Genomic DNA, 14852 nt, shown 5'->3' on the forward strand with positions numbered 1-14852 from the left:
TCTTTTAGAGGTTGTTCAAAAAGTCGACTTTTTGAACTCACACTTTTACTCAAATTATAGAAAGGAAGAGGGTGAGTTACAATCTTTTTTTCGACAATTCATAACTTTGCTGGACGCCGGGACCTTTCATAATTCGCATACATATGATATCAAGCAAATGTCAGTGGTTTTATCAAGGAGGGACGAACGTCTCATGACGACGTTGTACATCACACCAAAAGCGTGGAAACAGATTGAGCAGGCCGTACGAAAAAAACCCTCACTGGAAACAGGAGGGGTTATGATGGGATACCCACTTGGTGAGGATAGATGGGTCGTTACGTATGCAAGTGAACCAGGCCCAAATGCGATTCACCAGCCACACTCTATTTTTTTCGATGACACGCATCTCAATAAGCTCGTCCGCAAATTAAGCAGACATCGACAATGGAAATACATTGGTGATTGGCATAGTCATACGGTAAAACGCCTATCTCCCAGCAAAGGTGATAAGAGAACCATTTGGTCAAAAGCGTCGCAATCCATGTACATGTCCTCCTCTCCCCTCATGCTGATCGTCGGACTAGGTAAAAACAATCAAATTAACGCAAGAGGATTCATCCTCGGAAATACTCTTCGCGAGGTTGGGAAGATTGAGCTGTATGATCGGCAAGCTCAGCAACAGCTCGGTGAAACAGCTCCATAGCCTGGTTTTTTCCCCAGCTCGGCTGATTTTCTGCCACGACACAAATGGCGTAACGCGGCTCTTCTAACGGGGCGTACCCGAGAAACCACAGGTGGTTGTTTCCATTCGCATCCCCGATTTGCGCAGTCCCGCTTTTGCCTGCCACCTGCCAAGCGGAATTCATGAGCATCTGTCCTGTTCCCTCAGTGACGACTTTGCGCATCATTTTTCGCAATTTATTGGCAGTGACGTAGTCAATTCCGTCCAAAGAGAGCTCCTGCTCTGGGAATGCGTGGAACGACTGACCATTTCGGTATGCGATCTCTTTTACCAGCCTTACTTGAGAGCTTTGACCGCCACGCAAAATCGTTACCATCATGTTGGCCGCTTGCAAGGGGGATATTCGTACATCCCGCTGACCGATGGCGCTTTGAATCAGGACGCCTTCATCGTCGCGGGATACTCCCTCTGCAAAGACTCTACCCGGCTCTTCACCATCCAGCTGCTTGAAGTTTTTCAGTTTATACAGATGAGGCGTAACATGCCCCACTTGAGTGGTCAAGCCCAGTTTTTTTGCATATTCCTCCAACTTTTCTCCGCCCACCATCTTGGCGATATGGGCAATCGCAATGTTACAGGACTGGGCATACGCTTCTTCCAGTGTCACACTGCCGTGACCTTCTTTTTTCCAGCAGGAGAATTGGTATTTCCCATACTCACCTGTACATGTGAAACGGTCAATTGGTGAAACGATTCCTTCCGCCAAAGCTGCTGCTGCTATCACTGTTTTATAGACAGAACCAGGTGGGAGTTGTTTGAATGCGCGATTCTTCCAGTTGCTTGCGTTTCCTGTGACATTCGTTTGATCATAGGTAGGGCGGCTCACAGCTGCAAGAACATCGGCTGTTTGTACGTCCAAAACGACGATACTGCCCTCTTTTAACCCTACTTGATCGGCTGTTGCCTCCATGCTTCTCTGGATTGCTGCATCCAAGGTAGTCGTTAATGACAACGGATAGTATTGATTCGACTGCTTTGTATAGCGAATATCCAACCCTCGGAGCGGTTGTCCGTGCCCATCTACATAATAGGACAAGACAGACGGCTCTACCCCCTGTAAAAATCGGTCAAAGCTTCGCTCCAGACCCGATGCTCCCAGCGTACTCTCGGCATTCATTTTGCCGCTGGTCCATTCATCAGGATACAGCTTCTGCACCATGTCGGGATTTTTATGGATAAAACCAATCAGATGCTTGGCTACTTCATCCGTGCGGTATCGCTCTGTCACCGCCAAAGCCACAACTCCCGGGATGGCAAGTGCATTGATTTCCTCAGCCTGCCGCTCGGTGAGCATCACCAGCTTGCCGGACTCCTCTCGCATGAGCAGCGGTACTTTTGCCTTTTCCATCGTCTCCGACAGCCGTTCCTTGGATTCTTCGGTTATGTGAGCCAATCGCTGCAAGCCATCTGTTCCTTGCAGGCTCCCACGCGCCAACGGGAACAAAATCAAGGCGAGATGCTCTTCTCCGGTAAAGGCATACCCATTTCGATCCACGATATCGCCACGCCCGCTATGCAGCACGATGCTTTGCTGTCTTTGCTTTACTGCTGCCTTTACCAAATCAACGCCATGCCGAGAAAACCGATGGGGCGAACCGAGTTGAATCCACCACAATCGCACGACCAAACCGAGCCATAACAACGACATGGACAACAACACAAGAAAGTGACGTCTTTTGATTCGTCGATCCAGCTGCATCGAATTCCCTCCCTGGCTTTTTTCACCAGTATTGCCGGAATGTACGCGACAGAAACAACGAACAAAGAAAAAAGCACACCGTACGTCACGGTGCACTTTTGGTATTTAAGATTGATTGGCGAATTGTTGCTTCTCCAATAAAATATTGCTGATCTTCGTGGATAACAGATCCAATGCTACTCGGTTGTAGCCGCCTTCTGGAATGATGACGTCTGCATATCGCTTGGTCGGCTCAATAAACTGCAAATGCATCGGTCGAACGACGTTTAGATACTGTGTCACGACAGAATCGAGGGAACGACCGCGCTCTTCGATGTCACGTACGATTCGGCGTACAATACGCACGTCCGCATCGGTATCGACGAATACTTTGATATCCATCAAATCACGAATCCGCTCATCCTCTAGAATCAGCATTCCTTCCAGAATGATGACATCCTTCGGGTCGACCTGGATTTGCTCCGGCTTGCGGTTATGCTCCTTGAAGTCGTAGATCGGTTTTTGGATCGCTTTTCCTTGCATCAGCTCCTGCAAATGCGCAAGCAACAAATCGTTGTCAAAAGCGAAGGGGTGGTCGTAGTTCGTCAACGCCCGCTCTTCTGGGCTCAAATGGCTTTGATCCTTGTAGTAGGAATCCTGCTCAATCATCGTTACACTATCATTTTGGAACTGGCGGTACAGCTCCTTTGCTACAGTCGTTTTTCCAGAACCACTGCCTCCCGCTACCCCAATCAATACGGGGTTACCCATGCTTCATGTCCCCTTCCTCATGATGCTTTACACGTTTACGACCCTATGTTTTTACTTCTTTTTCATACAGATGGCCAACCCGTCTCCGACCGGAATAAATGTCGTTTCTAAATCAGGACGCTCCATCAGATGTGAATTATAAGAAAGCAGCTTGTCCACCATCGGACGCTGGCGCTTGCCCGCTTCTTCAGGGGTCGCCACCAGTCCTCGGAACAGGACATTGTCGCTGATTACCAAACCGCCTTCGCGAAGAAGCGGTAGATACAAATCGAGGAATACTCGATACTGACCTTTGGCTGCATCGATAAACAAGCAGTCAAATTGATACGACTCCGGCAGCCCTAAAGTGGCGTCACGTGAGAGTATTTCCACACGATCTGCACATCCTGCTTCTTTTATATTTTCCCGTGCTCTCACCAATCGATCTTCATCTATGTCCATCGTGACAATTCGCGCTTCCGGTGCAGCTTCTGCAAGCCAAATGGTGGAATAGCCAATTGCCGTACCCACTTCAAGAATCGCTTTGGGACGATGCAGCAACAACAACATCCGCATGACTTGAGCGGACGGGAGCTGCACAATCGGAATGTTTTCCTCTGCCGCCTCCTGCTCCAGTCGCTTGAGCAGCGGAGAACGCTCGGGTACCAGGCTTGACACGTAGTCGTCAATTGCCGGATTGGTAATCATGATTTCACTCCTCTTTCGTTACAACCGAATTATTATAGCACACCTTGAGAAAGCTTGGCTACGTCAAGCGCTGTTGATCGCATGCAAAAAAAAGAGGAAACTTGGTTAGTTTCCCCTGCTTTTCTTATCATTTGCTTCATGCTCTTGCAGTGTTTTGGAAAAGTAATGCTCGGACGTTCCGTCTTTTTTCGTCACGTAGAAAAAGTAATCGTGTTTCGCCGGATTGACGACGGCTTCAAGCGAAGCTCTGCCTGGGCTTGCAATCGGTCCCGGTGGCAATCCAGGATTTGTGTACGTGTTGTACGGACTTTTTACTTTTAGGTCCTCGAAGGTCAGACGGTCTCGTTGTTTGCCGAGAACAAATTGAACCGTAGCATCAGCCTGCAACGGCCACTTATCGCGAATCCGATTGTAGTACACGCCTGCTACAAGCGGACGCTCCTTGTCTACTGTTACTTCACGCTCAACGATCGATGCGAGATTAACCGCTTTATCCAGTGTTAAATCGTGCTGCTTCAGCTGCTCTGTCCACTCTGGCTTCCATTCCTTTTGGAATTGAGCCAGCATACGCGAGACGACATCATGCGCCGTAGCGTCTTTGTCTACCTCATACGTTTCCGGGAACAGATACCCTTCCAGACGGTGTTTTCGGTCTGCATGCTTCGGAATGGCTGCGACAAAAGGATAGTCGGGGAATGCACCTTCATTTACTTCTTTTAAGAACGCCGCCTTCTCTACAATGCCTTCTTTATCGAGATGATCTGCGATCTGTTCGACATTCCAGCCTTCTGGGATCGTAAATCGGTTCGCATTGATCACCGTGTTTCCTTCCACCATGGCGGTTAGTATCTCGTCAATGGCTTGGCCAGTCGTAAATTGGTATTCTCCCGCCTTAAGATCAGGGGCCACGCCTTTATACTTCACGTAGTAATTAAATACATCGGCATTTCGGATCAGGCCTTGTTCTTCCAGTAATCGACCGATTTTTTGTACGGATGAACCGGACGGAATCGCCACGTTTTTCACCGTCTGTTCACCTGCAACCGGCTGTAATTGCTGGTACACGTACCACGCTGCTCCCCCCGCAGCCAAAATGATCAACAACAATAAGGCAACCAGCCACATCACAATTCGTCCGCCGCGTCTGCGTCGATGCGTCATAGGGCGGCCAGGGTTAAAATCAGGCTTCGCTGACATTGGTTTCAAGCTAGAAATCCTCCCTTTAGGGTCTCTTTATCTCCATCCCATCCATTATACAAGAGGCTTATCCAACTGTCACTTCATGGGTGATTTTGGCGAAAAAAGTCATAAAAAAGAGCCCGCCAGTTGCGGACCCTTTTCTCACGAATCTATTAAATTCCGTCTTTCTCCAAATCAGCAATCAAAGTTTCGAAGGTAGCTTCTACTTGCTCCCACTCTTCATCATCTTCGATTGGCATGAGCATGTCTGTACCATCATAACGCAGGAAGTGAACCTCGTACTCTTCTTCCTCTTCCTGATCTACTGGTACGAGCACCAAATAGCTGCGGTCTTCAATGTCAAAAATGTACATGATACGAAAATCTCGCGGTTCCTCGGTACCTTCTTCTGTTAGCGCGATCACATCGCCCACTTCGAACTCTTCCATCATCTCTTCACTCATTGTGGTCACCTCGATTTCGCGTCCAAATATCCTTGGAGGATTAAAATGGCCGCCATTTTATCTATCACTGTCTTTCGCTTTTGACGGCTGACATCAGCAGAAATCAGCATACGCTCTGCCGCCATCGTCGTCAAGCGTTCGTCCCACATGTGGACAGGAAGAGACGTGCGTTCCTCCAAAAGCTTGCCAAATGCTTGACACATTTCAGCACGCGGGCCTATGGTTCCGTTCATGTTTTTGGGCAAACCAACGACGAAAGCCCCAATTTGATACTGCGAAACTAATTCGCTCAGGCGGGCAAGATCCTTTTCCTTGGATTGTCGCTTGATGGTCTCTACTCCTTGCGCAGTCCATCCCAGCTCATCGCTGACAGCCACTCCAATCGTCTTGTCGCCTACATCCAACCCCATCAATCGTGTCATCGTTAAGGTCTACTTGCGCTCTGACAAGTAAACGGTCACCAACTCTTCTATGATTTTGTCCCGTTCCAATTTGCCGATCAGGCTCCGCGCGTTGTTGTGGCGTGGGATAAACGCCGGGTCGCCAGAAAGCAAGTAACCTACGATCTGGGTGATCGGGTTGTATCCTTTTTCCTGCAGGGCTTTGTACACCTCTGTCAATGTTTCTTGCACATCCGCCGCATTCGCTTCCTGTGGCACCGTGAATTTCATGGTATTATCCAACGAACTCACAATCAACACCTCGATTTCCTTTGAGACTCTTTTGGTTACCTACTCTTTTTTGTATTCGACTCGGATTTCGTTTACTCCTGTCGATTATACAAATTTCTCGTGCAATCGCACTATTTCGCTACTGCTTGACTCTTCACGAAGTCAACCACTGCATCCAGTGCTTCTTGCAGCTTGGATGGATCCTTACCACCGGCTTGTGCCATATCAGGACGTCCACCACCGCCGCCACCACAACGAGTTGCGACTTCTTTGATGATCTTGCCAGCGTGAATGCCTTGATCCATGAGATCTTTGGTTACACCTGCAACGAGGTTCACCTTGTCGCCATCGACCGCACCCAACACAATGACAGCGGAGCCGAGTTTGTTTTTCAGCTCATCTACCATACCGCGCAGGTTGTCCATATCGACAGCGGAAACACGTGCAGCGAGTACATTCATGCCGTCTACTTGTTGGAGTTTATCCGTCAACGACGCTGCCTCGATGTTCCCCAGTTTTGCACGCAGGGACTCGTTTTCGCGCTGTACTTCTTTCAATTGTTGTTGCAGACCTTCTACACGTGCAGGTGCTTCAGCCAGTACTGGTGCTTTGAGTGCTTGCGCCACTTCTTTGAGTGTAGTGAACTGCTGGTTCAAGAACTGGTAAGCGCCGCGTCCTGTTACTGCTTCGATCCGGCGTGTACCTGCACCGATACCGCTCTCGCTAACTAGCTTGAACAGACCGATTTCAGCGGTATTGTTCACATGGCATCCGCCGCACAGCTCCAGGCTGTACTCACCCACTTTTACAACGCGTACAACGTCGCCGTATTTTTCACCGAACAACGCCATCGCGCCCATCGCTTTTGCTTCAGCCAATGCTTTGTTGGAAATCTCGACACTCAGGTTTGCCCACACTTTTTCATTCACGATCGCTTCGATACGCTCCAGCTCTTCTGGAGTAATGGAGCTGATGTGAGTGAAGTCAAAACGGAGACGCTCTGGTGCTACCAAGGAACCTGCCTGATTGACATGCGTTCCTAGGACATCCTTGAGTGCTTGATGAAGCAAGTGAGTCGCTGTATGGTTTTGGGTGATAGCCAAACGTGCTTCACGGTTCACTTCCGCGCGAACCTCATCGCCTTTGCGCAGGGTACCTGCTTCGACGATGACGGAATGTACATTTTGACCCATTGGTCCTTTTTGTACATCTGTCACACGTGCTTTCACGATATCAGAAATCAGGAAACCTTCGTCATTGATCTGACCGCCGCTTTCTGCATAGAAAGGAGTTTGGCTCAGAACGATTTGTACGGTTTGACCTTCTTCTGCTTCTTCTACCAGCTGGTTGTCCAAAATAATCGTTTCAACTTTACCTGTTGCTACCAATTCAGTATAACCAACAAATTGGCTCGTAACCGTCAAATCAGACAATGGACCACCTTGGATTTGCATGCTGTCTACATCTTGACGTGCTGCACGTGCACGCTCACGCTGTTCTTCCATCGCTTGATCAAAGCCATCGCGATCGACAGTCAGCCCTTGCTCGTCTGCGAAGTCTTCCGTCAAGTCAACAGGGAATCCATACGTATCGTACATTTTGAAGACATCTTGACCAGACAGTTGTGTCTTTCCGCCCTCTTTTGCTGCCTTCACCATGTCAGACAGGATCGCCAGACCGTCGTTCAGTGTTTCGTGGAAACGCTCTTCCTCGGCACGAATAACTTTTTCGATAAACGCACGCTTTTGGACAACTTCTGGGTAGAATTCGCCCATCATCGTTCCTACTGTCTCAGTCAAGCTGTACAGGAATGGCTTCTCCACGCCCAGCTTTTTCCCCATACGTACGGCACGGCGAAGCAGACGGCGAATGACATAGCCACGTCCTTCATTGGATGGAAGCGCACCGTCACCGATCGCAAACACAACCGTACGTGCATGGTCAGCGATAACCTTCAAGGCTACATCCATCTCAGGGCTTGTTTTATACTTCACACCGGAGATTTCCGTGGTCTTTTCGATCAGCGGGAACAGCAAGTCTGTCTCAAAGTTGTTGTCTACGCCTTGGATGACAGACGCCATGCGCTCAAGACCCATCCCCGTATCGATGTTCTTCTTAGGCAGCGGCGTGTAGGTACCGTCTGGATTGTGGTTGAACTGGGAGAATACCAGGTTCCATACTTCCAGGTAACGCTCGTTCTCCCCACCTGGGTATAGCTCAGGGTCGCTCGGGTCGTTTCCGAACGCTTCTCCACGGTCATAGAAAATCTCCGTGTTCGGTCCGCTCGGGCCTTCTCCGATATCCCAGAAGTTGCCCTCCAGTCGGATGATTCGCTCTTCTGGAACACCTATTTTCTTGCTCCACAGCTCAAATGCCTCTTCGTCCTCTGGGTGAATGGTAACGGAAAGCAAGTCTGGATCAAAGCTCATCCATTTTGGGCTCGTCAAAAACTCCCATGCCCATTCAATCGCTTCTTCCTTGAAGTACTCACCGATAGAGAAGTTACCCAACATTTCAAAAAAAGTATGGTGGCGAGCAGTACGTCCCACATTTTCAATATCGTTCGTACGAATAGACTTTTGCGAGTTCGTGATGCGCGGGTTGTCCGGGATGATTCGGCCGTCAAAATATTTCTTGAGAGTCGCCACACCACTGTTGATCCACAGAAGGGAAGGATCGTCGATTGGAACCAATGGAGCGCTAGGCTCAATGCGATGTCCTTTTTCTACAAAAAAGTCGAGGAACATCTGGCGGATTTGATTGCCTGTCAGTTTCTTCATCTACATTCTCCTCATCTAAAAATAAAAAAAGTCCCCATCCCCTCAGGGACGAGAACTGATTTTCTCGCGGTACCACCCTGCTTACAGGCTCGCTACACGTATCTGAGCCAAGGCCTGTCGCTTAAGTGGCGTCTAACGGTGCCAAGCCGCCGGGTTTTGCCCGGTCTTAGGAGTAGCCTTCTGCTGCTCTTCTTTTGGTCGCCCTCTCAACCATGGAGCGCCCTCTCTGTAAAAGGTCTGCAACATACTCGTTCCCTCATTGATTTCACATAAATCACTTTGTCCATATTATAAATATTTTACCTGATCACTGTCAACTTTCATGCATCATGACAGCGATTCGGCTGACGATCACTTTGCAAACGGCAAGAATGGGGACAGCAACGATAAGCCCGATGATCCCCCCTACAGTCTCCCCTACCAGCAGTGCCAAGATAATGAGAAGCGGGTGCAAATGCAAAGAACGACCAACGATGTTTGGGGACAAAATATTCCCTTCCACGATTTGAATGATGAGATTGACAACGAGAACGAGTAGTAGTGTCTTGGTGGAAATCGTAATCGCGATCACAACTGCCGGTGCCGCCCCAATCAATGGTCCGATGTACGGAATGATGTTGGTGAGACATACGAATGCAGCCAGTACAAAAGGATACGGCATGCCGATCCACCAGTAGCCCAGGTATGCGAAAGCGCCTACGATCAGGGCGACAATCATTTGTCCATGTATGTATTTACCCAAGGATTCATTAATATCCCGCAGGACGATCAGCACTTGCTTCCGATAAGCCTTTGGAACAATCGACATCCCCGTCTCATGCAACTGCTTCATATCCTTCAAAAAGTAAAAAGCGATAAACGGCACGATAGCAAAAGCAAACAACTTTCCCATCGAATGTCGAGCATTATCCACAATTTTCGATATGGAATGAGACATTCCCTCATTCGACTGGATGATCACCCGGTCCACACCCTTCGAGATGCTATCCGGCAAGAAATACTTTCGTGCCTCCCACTCACTCATCCATGTATAATACCAATCCATCAGGCGGGGAATATCGTCTGACAGCTCCACCAATTGTTTCGTAAAAACAGGGATGGCGTTTATGATCGCAATAGTAATCACCAGTACAAATGATCCATAAATGAGCAGGACTGCCATTAAGCGCGGAACTCTTCTTTGTTCTAGCAATTGCACGACCGGATGGAGCAAGTAAGCGATGACGAGTCCCAATATGACGGGAACGAGCACTTCTTTTATGACCGAAAACAACTGTGTCAGGACTGGTCGGAGCAGCCAAAGCAGATTGCCGATGACCAAAAGTGCGATGAGCCAAACAGCAGCAGCAAATAGACGACTTCGCCGAAGTTCATCCACGTTCCCCAACTCCTCCCTATTTGCAAACATCTTTTTTAGCTTGTCTCATTCACATTAATTTCATGTAACCTATTGACACACAATTTCGTGTTCAGTAGTATGTAATTACAAGAGGATATCTCCAAAGGGGAGTAGCTTTTTCGCAACATAGTCGTCATTACGGGATTTTTCCCCGGCTATGTTGGCAACATTTTCGTAAATGTTGTAAGCAAGACCTTTGCCGACCAGGTAAAAGGTCTATTTTTGTTTTCCCAATGACCTTTTCCTGTCCCGGGAAAGGTCGTTTTCTTTTTCGCCCCTTTACACACACTATAGGAGGTATCAAGAAAACGGCCAGCGGATTATTCGCTTCCAAAATGGATTAGGAGGAGGAAGAGAAATGGATTTATTGTTAAGCCCTGAGTTTTGGACCGCATTACTTTCTATCGTTATCATCGACCTGGTGCTGGCCGGGGACAATGCCCTCGTCATCGGGATGGCGGCTCGTAACCTGCCTGCTCATCAGCAAAAGAAAGCCATCATCTGGGGAACGGTTGGTGCAATTGTCATTCGTGCATTGGCGACACTCGCTGTCGTTTGGTTGTTGAAAATTCCTGGTCTGCTGCTTGTAGGTGGTTTGATTCTCATTTGGATCGCCCTCAAACTGCTGATTCAAGATAATGGTCATGAGAATATGAAGGCAAGTGGATCGCTTGGAGCAGCGATTTGGACGATTATCGTAGCCGACACAGTAATGGGCTTGGATAACGTTATCGCGGTTGCTGGTGCAGCACATGGTGATTTCCTTCTGGTAGTTATCGGTTTGATCATCAGTGTTCCGATCATGGTATGGGGTAGCACATTGATCTTGAAGCTGATCGAGAAATATCCGATCGTTATATATATCGGTTCTGCCGTATTGGCGTATACCGCTGCGAGCATGGTAACAAGCGAGAAGTTCCTCACACCATTCTTTGCCGCTTACCCTTGGGTCAAATGGGTATTCATCGTAGCTGTTGTGGTTGGTGTCCTGTTGATCGGACGCATGAAAAGCCAACAGCAAAAACGTTTGGCAGAACAATCTTAATGCAAAGCAAGGCTCCGTCGTTTCCGCGACGGAGCTTTTTCATGTATGTCGAAAAAAAAGCACCCGAACACAGTGTATGTTCGGGTGTTTATTTACGTTCCACTTCACATTTTGTGTTAACGAGTAACGGCACGCATCAGCTTACGACCTGATTTCCACATACGCGTCACATCACGCATGGAGAAGGGCAACTGATTCCAATTCAATGAAAACCGACTGCGACGTCGCGGAGCCATCCAATAGCCAATGATCGCCACAATTCCGCTTGTGGCCAGAACCCGCAACAGGCCTCGAATGAACAAGCGTGCCACCTCCATTGGTTTTGCCGCTCAAATCCATTACATATTCAAGTGAGCGGTTACTGTCTGATCCTCAATAAACAGATCGTTGAGCGAATGCAAAGATCCATCTTCCTCAACTTGGTAGACAGAAGCGATCTGCTCATTGGAAACGCTCATTTCTATAAAGCAGTTCCAGCAATAGTATTGATTGGTTCCAATCTTTCCTACGTCTTTGGAACTGCAATTCGGGCATATGACACGCATCACGCTTTTCCTCCCTTTCACGCCTGGCCACGAACTAGTCCGGCACGATCAGGTTTTCTTCCCCGATGATAACGGATGCTGGTGCAGGGAGGCGCTTTCGTCCTTCCGTAATATCTGCAAGCCAGCCATTCGATAGTTCGTACCCTACAAGTTTCTCCCAGTTGGCTGAAAAGTAAACATCTTCCAGCCTCCCCAAACACTCTCCGGATGCGGTTATCACCGCTTTTCCTTTTAACTTCGTCTTTCCCGTCACAATGCCGACAGGCTCTAGTCCGGCGAGATTAGGTAAGGGCGTGATCGCGTCTTTTCCCGATACGGTAAGGCAGGACTCCCCGACCGCATGAATATGTTCGGTAGGAATATAGGTACCTGATTGGAACCAGCCCTGTTCGCTCAGCAAGACTCCTCGTACATGCCAAGTGGAGTCGCAAAGAATGTCACGCACGGTTCCAATCGTCTCCCCTGTTTGTAGGCAAACAACTGGCAATCCGACTGCATCCATTGCCTTGCGCATGTGGGACATCCCCCTTCCGCCTTGTTAGTATCAGGCGAAATGGACACATCCATTCGGCGCAAATGGTTCCAACTTCACTCTTGCTTTAGCCGTTCTTCCAGGTAACTGTACCGTACCCCCTCCTCATCAGACTCTACAGCAGCGCGGAACGCATCCGGCTCTCCACACATGATGAGGAATGATTTGCTCCGGGTAATCCCGGTATAGACTAGCTTGCGTCTGAGCATACGGTAGTAGCTTTTGACAAACGGCATGATCACAATCGGAAATTCGCTACCTTGAGACTTATGAACCGAGCAGCAGTAGGCAAGCGTCAGCTGATGATAATCCGAACGCTTGTACACCACTTCCCTGTTATCAAAAGCAGCGACCAGCATCTCCTGGTTCTCCGCATTTTCATTCGGGAAAAAGATGGCGACGATCTCACCCATGTCACCGTTAAACACCTGTTCTTCAGCATTGTTCACCAATTGCAGAACCTTGTCCCCAGTACGGAAAGTCGTCTCGCCGAAAGTAACTTCACGCTTTTGTGGCGTTTTCGGATTAAACAGCTCCTGCAATTCTTCATTCAACCGGTTCACACCGGCATTACCTTTATAGATAGGGGCTAATACCTGAACATCTTTTGCCGTATATCCTTTTTTTACGGCTCCGAAGCAAATTTGTTTCACTGCTTCCGGAACTTCTTGTGGCAAACTTGTGAAGAATCGCCGATCCGGGGTGGTTTGTAGCAAATCTGCCGGTACATTCCCCTTGCGTACATCATGGGCCAACCGAATAATGGTGGACTCTTCTGCTTGCCGATAAATTTCTGTCAGCTGTACCAACGGTAGCAATCCAGATCGAATCATATCCAACAGGACGTTGCCTGGTCCTACGGAAGGCAACTGGTCAGGGTCACCTACCATGATGATCTGCATGTCGTCTGGGACCGCACGAAACAATTGATTTGCGAGCCAGATATCGACCATGGACATTTCATCCACAATTAATAGCCGACCACGGATTGGGTGCTCCGCGTCATGCTCGAAGCTCTCCCCTTTGTAACCGAGCAAGCGATGGATGGTCATCGCTGGTAGACCCGTAGTCTCTGTCATACGTTTTGCTGCACGTCCAGTAGGAGCCACAAGAACGATCGGGAACGGATTTTCTTCGCTGTATTTTTTCAAGTCCAGAGATAATCCATGAAGCTGAGAAAAGACACGACAAATCCCACGAATGACTGTCGTTTTCCCCGTACCAGGTCCCCCTGTCAAAAGCATCAGACCTGCTTTGATCGCCTGTTCAATGGCATCACGCTGCGTCTGGGCATACGTAATAGCCAGCTCATCCTCAACCGCCCCTAATGCACGGTAAAATTCTGATGTCGGGAACGTACCGAATTCATCCCGCGCAGCGAAGTGACGCAGTCTTTTGGCAAGACCGAGCTCGGCAAAAAACAGCGAGGGCAAATACACCCGCTCATCTTCCCAGGCAATTTTGCTTGACACAAACAGGGCTTCCACTGCCAGTTGAATATCGTCTCCAGAAAAGACGTGCCCCCCGCACTCTTCGAGAAGGCCCAGCGTTTTTTCACAAAGCTCCTCCACAGGCAAATAAACATGTCCTTCTGAATACGAAGCCTCCTGTAAGACAAAGAGGGCCGCCGCCTTCACACGTTCTTCGGAGGAAGCAGAGATTCCTGTTGCTCGCGCAATGTCATCTGCCCGCTTAAAGCCGATTCCTACGACATCCTCAATCAACCGATAAGGCTCTTCCTTCAGCACTGTCATCGTTTCCAACTTGTAGGTCTGATAAATACGCAGCGCCATGTTCACACCAATGCCGAAGTCGTACAAAAAAACCATGGCACTTTCCAAGGAGCGATGCTCGACTACGGAATCATAGATCGTTTTGGCACGTTGTTCAGAAATGCCTGGTACCTCAGCCAATCGCTCTGGGAAGTCCGCAATAATTGACAGCGCATCTACCCCGAGCTGCTCGACAATTCGTTTGGCCATCTTCTTTCCGATCCCTTGAAACAAGCCACTGGCTAAGTAGCGCTCAACCCCGGCCAATGTTTTCGGCGTTTCACGTTCGTAGCGCTTTGCTACGTACTGCTGTCCAAAACGAGGGTGTGTCTTCCATTCACCGTAAAAGGTGTACAGCTCATCTGGATGCGGGCGAGGAAAATTACCGACAATAATGACCTCCGATTCTTTAATCGATTCGGTAGTCTCTTCTATCTTAAGACGGATAACTCCGTACCACGTTTCTTCCTTGTAAAAAATTTCTTGAGAAACAAATCCTCTAATAAAGTTTTCTGCAAACAGCGAGATTGACTGCTGCTCGTCCATCTAAACGCCTCCTTACATAAAAACCGTTCCAGAAAGGAAAAATCCACTTCTCTTGAAAG

The 14852-nt window shown here is 48.7% G+C and carries 15 protein-coding genes; 2 read left to right on the plus strand and 13 right to left on the minus strand.

The genetic code is table 11. The annotated features are described in order from the left end of the window. Positions 1 to 193 precede the first annotated feature (193 nt). Positions 194 to 685, plus strand: a complete 492-nt coding sequence (locus ACM6JA_RS25870) for a Mov34/MPN/PAD-1 family protein (RefSeq protein WP_007727927.1) — start codon at positions 194 to 196, stop codon at positions 683 to 685. Here ACM6JA_RS25870 and ACM6JA_RS25875 read toward each other — a convergent pair. The 9 genes from ACM6JA_RS25875 to ACM6JA_RS25915 all read right to left on the minus strand — a co-directional run bounded on the left by ACM6JA_RS25875 (position 597) and on the right by ACM6JA_RS25915 (position 10332). Next, positions 597 to 2423 (minus strand): peptidoglycan D,D-transpeptidase FtsI family protein, encoded by a 1827-nt coding sequence (locus ACM6JA_RS25875; protein WP_414854700.1) that lies wholly within the window; start codon positions 2421 to 2423, stop codon positions 597 to 599. The genes ACM6JA_RS25870 and ACM6JA_RS25875 overlap by 89 nt on opposite strands. A gap of 105 nt (positions 2424 to 2528) precedes the next feature. Beyond that, complete coding sequence (gene udk / locus ACM6JA_RS25880) at positions 2529 to 3173, minus strand: uridine kinase (RefSeq protein WP_414854701.1); 645 nt, start codon at positions 3171 to 3173, stop codon at positions 2529 to 2531. Positions 3174 to 3224: 51 nt separating this feature from the next. Continuing rightward, positions 3225 to 3860 (minus strand): O-methyltransferase, encoded by a 636-nt coding sequence (locus ACM6JA_RS25885; RefSeq protein ID WP_414854702.1) that lies wholly within the window; start codon positions 3858 to 3860, stop codon positions 3225 to 3227. 105 nt (positions 3861 to 3965) lie between these two features. Then, a complete protein-coding gene (gene mltG / locus ACM6JA_RS25890) occupies positions 3966 to 5066 on the minus strand; it encodes an endolytic transglycosylase MltG (protein ID WP_173618883.1) in 1101 nt (366 codons plus the stop codon). 146 nt (positions 5067 to 5212) lie between these two features. Further along, positions 5213 to 5503 carry a DUF1292 domain-containing protein gene (locus tag ACM6JA_RS25895; protein ID WP_007727932.1) on the minus strand — a complete coding sequence of 97 codons (291 nt, stop codon included), beginning with the start codon at positions 5501 to 5503 and terminating at the stop codon, positions 5213 to 5215. A gap of 5 nt (positions 5504 to 5508) precedes the next feature. Beyond that, a complete protein-coding gene (gene ruvX / locus ACM6JA_RS25900) occupies positions 5509 to 5925 on the minus strand; it encodes a Holliday junction resolvase RuvX (RefSeq protein WP_007727933.1) in 417 nt (138 codons plus the stop codon). A 9-nt stretch (positions 5926 to 5934) separates the two neighbouring features. Then, a complete protein-coding gene (locus tag ACM6JA_RS25905; protein ID WP_414854921.1) occupies positions 5935 to 6195 on the minus strand; it encodes an IreB family regulatory phosphoprotein in 261 nt (86 codons plus the stop codon). Between the two features lie 110 nt (positions 6196 to 6305). Then, entirely contained in the window at positions 6306 to 8954 is a 2649-nt protein-coding gene (alaS, locus tag ACM6JA_RS25910; RefSeq protein ID WP_414854703.1) for an alanine--tRNA ligase, read from the minus strand. A 313-nt stretch (positions 8955 to 9267) separates the two neighbouring features. Then, positions 9268 to 10332 (minus strand): AI-2E family transporter, encoded by a 1065-nt coding sequence (locus ACM6JA_RS25915; protein WP_414854704.1) that lies wholly within the window; start codon positions 10330 to 10332, stop codon positions 9268 to 9270. 379 nt (positions 10333 to 10711) lie between these two features. Here ACM6JA_RS25915 and ACM6JA_RS25920 point away from each other — a divergent pair, with 379 nt between their 5' ends. Next, complete coding sequence (locus ACM6JA_RS25920; RefSeq protein ID WP_007717619.1) at positions 10712 to 11398, plus strand: TerC family protein; 687 nt, start codon at positions 10712 to 10714, stop codon at positions 11396 to 11398. A 116-nt stretch (positions 11399 to 11514) separates the two neighbouring features. Here ACM6JA_RS25920 and ACM6JA_RS25925 read toward each other — a convergent pair whose 3' ends face one another. From ACM6JA_RS25925 to ACM6JA_RS25940, 4 genes are all read right to left on the minus strand, one after another. Beyond that, positions 11515 to 11709: a hypothetical protein gene (locus ACM6JA_RS25925; RefSeq protein ID WP_228088569.1), complete on the minus strand. Its 195-nt coding sequence runs from the start codon at positions 11707 to 11709 to the stop codon at positions 11515 to 11517. Between the two features lie 27 nt (positions 11710 to 11736). Further along, positions 11737 to 11943 carry a hypothetical protein gene (locus ACM6JA_RS25930; RefSeq protein WP_007717618.1) on the minus strand — a complete coding sequence of 69 codons (207 nt, stop codon included), beginning with the start codon at positions 11941 to 11943 and terminating at the stop codon, positions 11737 to 11739. 34 nt (positions 11944 to 11977) lie between these two features. After that, positions 11978 to 12457 (minus strand): PRC-barrel domain-containing protein, encoded by a 480-nt coding sequence (locus ACM6JA_RS25935; protein ID WP_007717616.1) that lies wholly within the window; start codon positions 12455 to 12457, stop codon positions 11978 to 11980. Between the two features lie 74 nt (positions 12458 to 12531). Next, positions 12532 to 14793: an ATP-dependent RecD-like DNA helicase gene (locus ACM6JA_RS25940; RefSeq protein ID WP_414854705.1), complete on the minus strand. Its 2262-nt coding sequence runs from the start codon at positions 14791 to 14793 to the stop codon at positions 12532 to 12534. Between the last annotated feature and the right edge of the window lie 59 nt (positions 14794 to 14852).

This window comes from Brevibacillus sp. IT-7CA2, from assembly GCF_949767855.1.
Taxonomy (GTDB): domain Bacteria; phylum Bacillota; class Bacilli; order Brevibacillales; family Brevibacillaceae; genus Brevibacillus.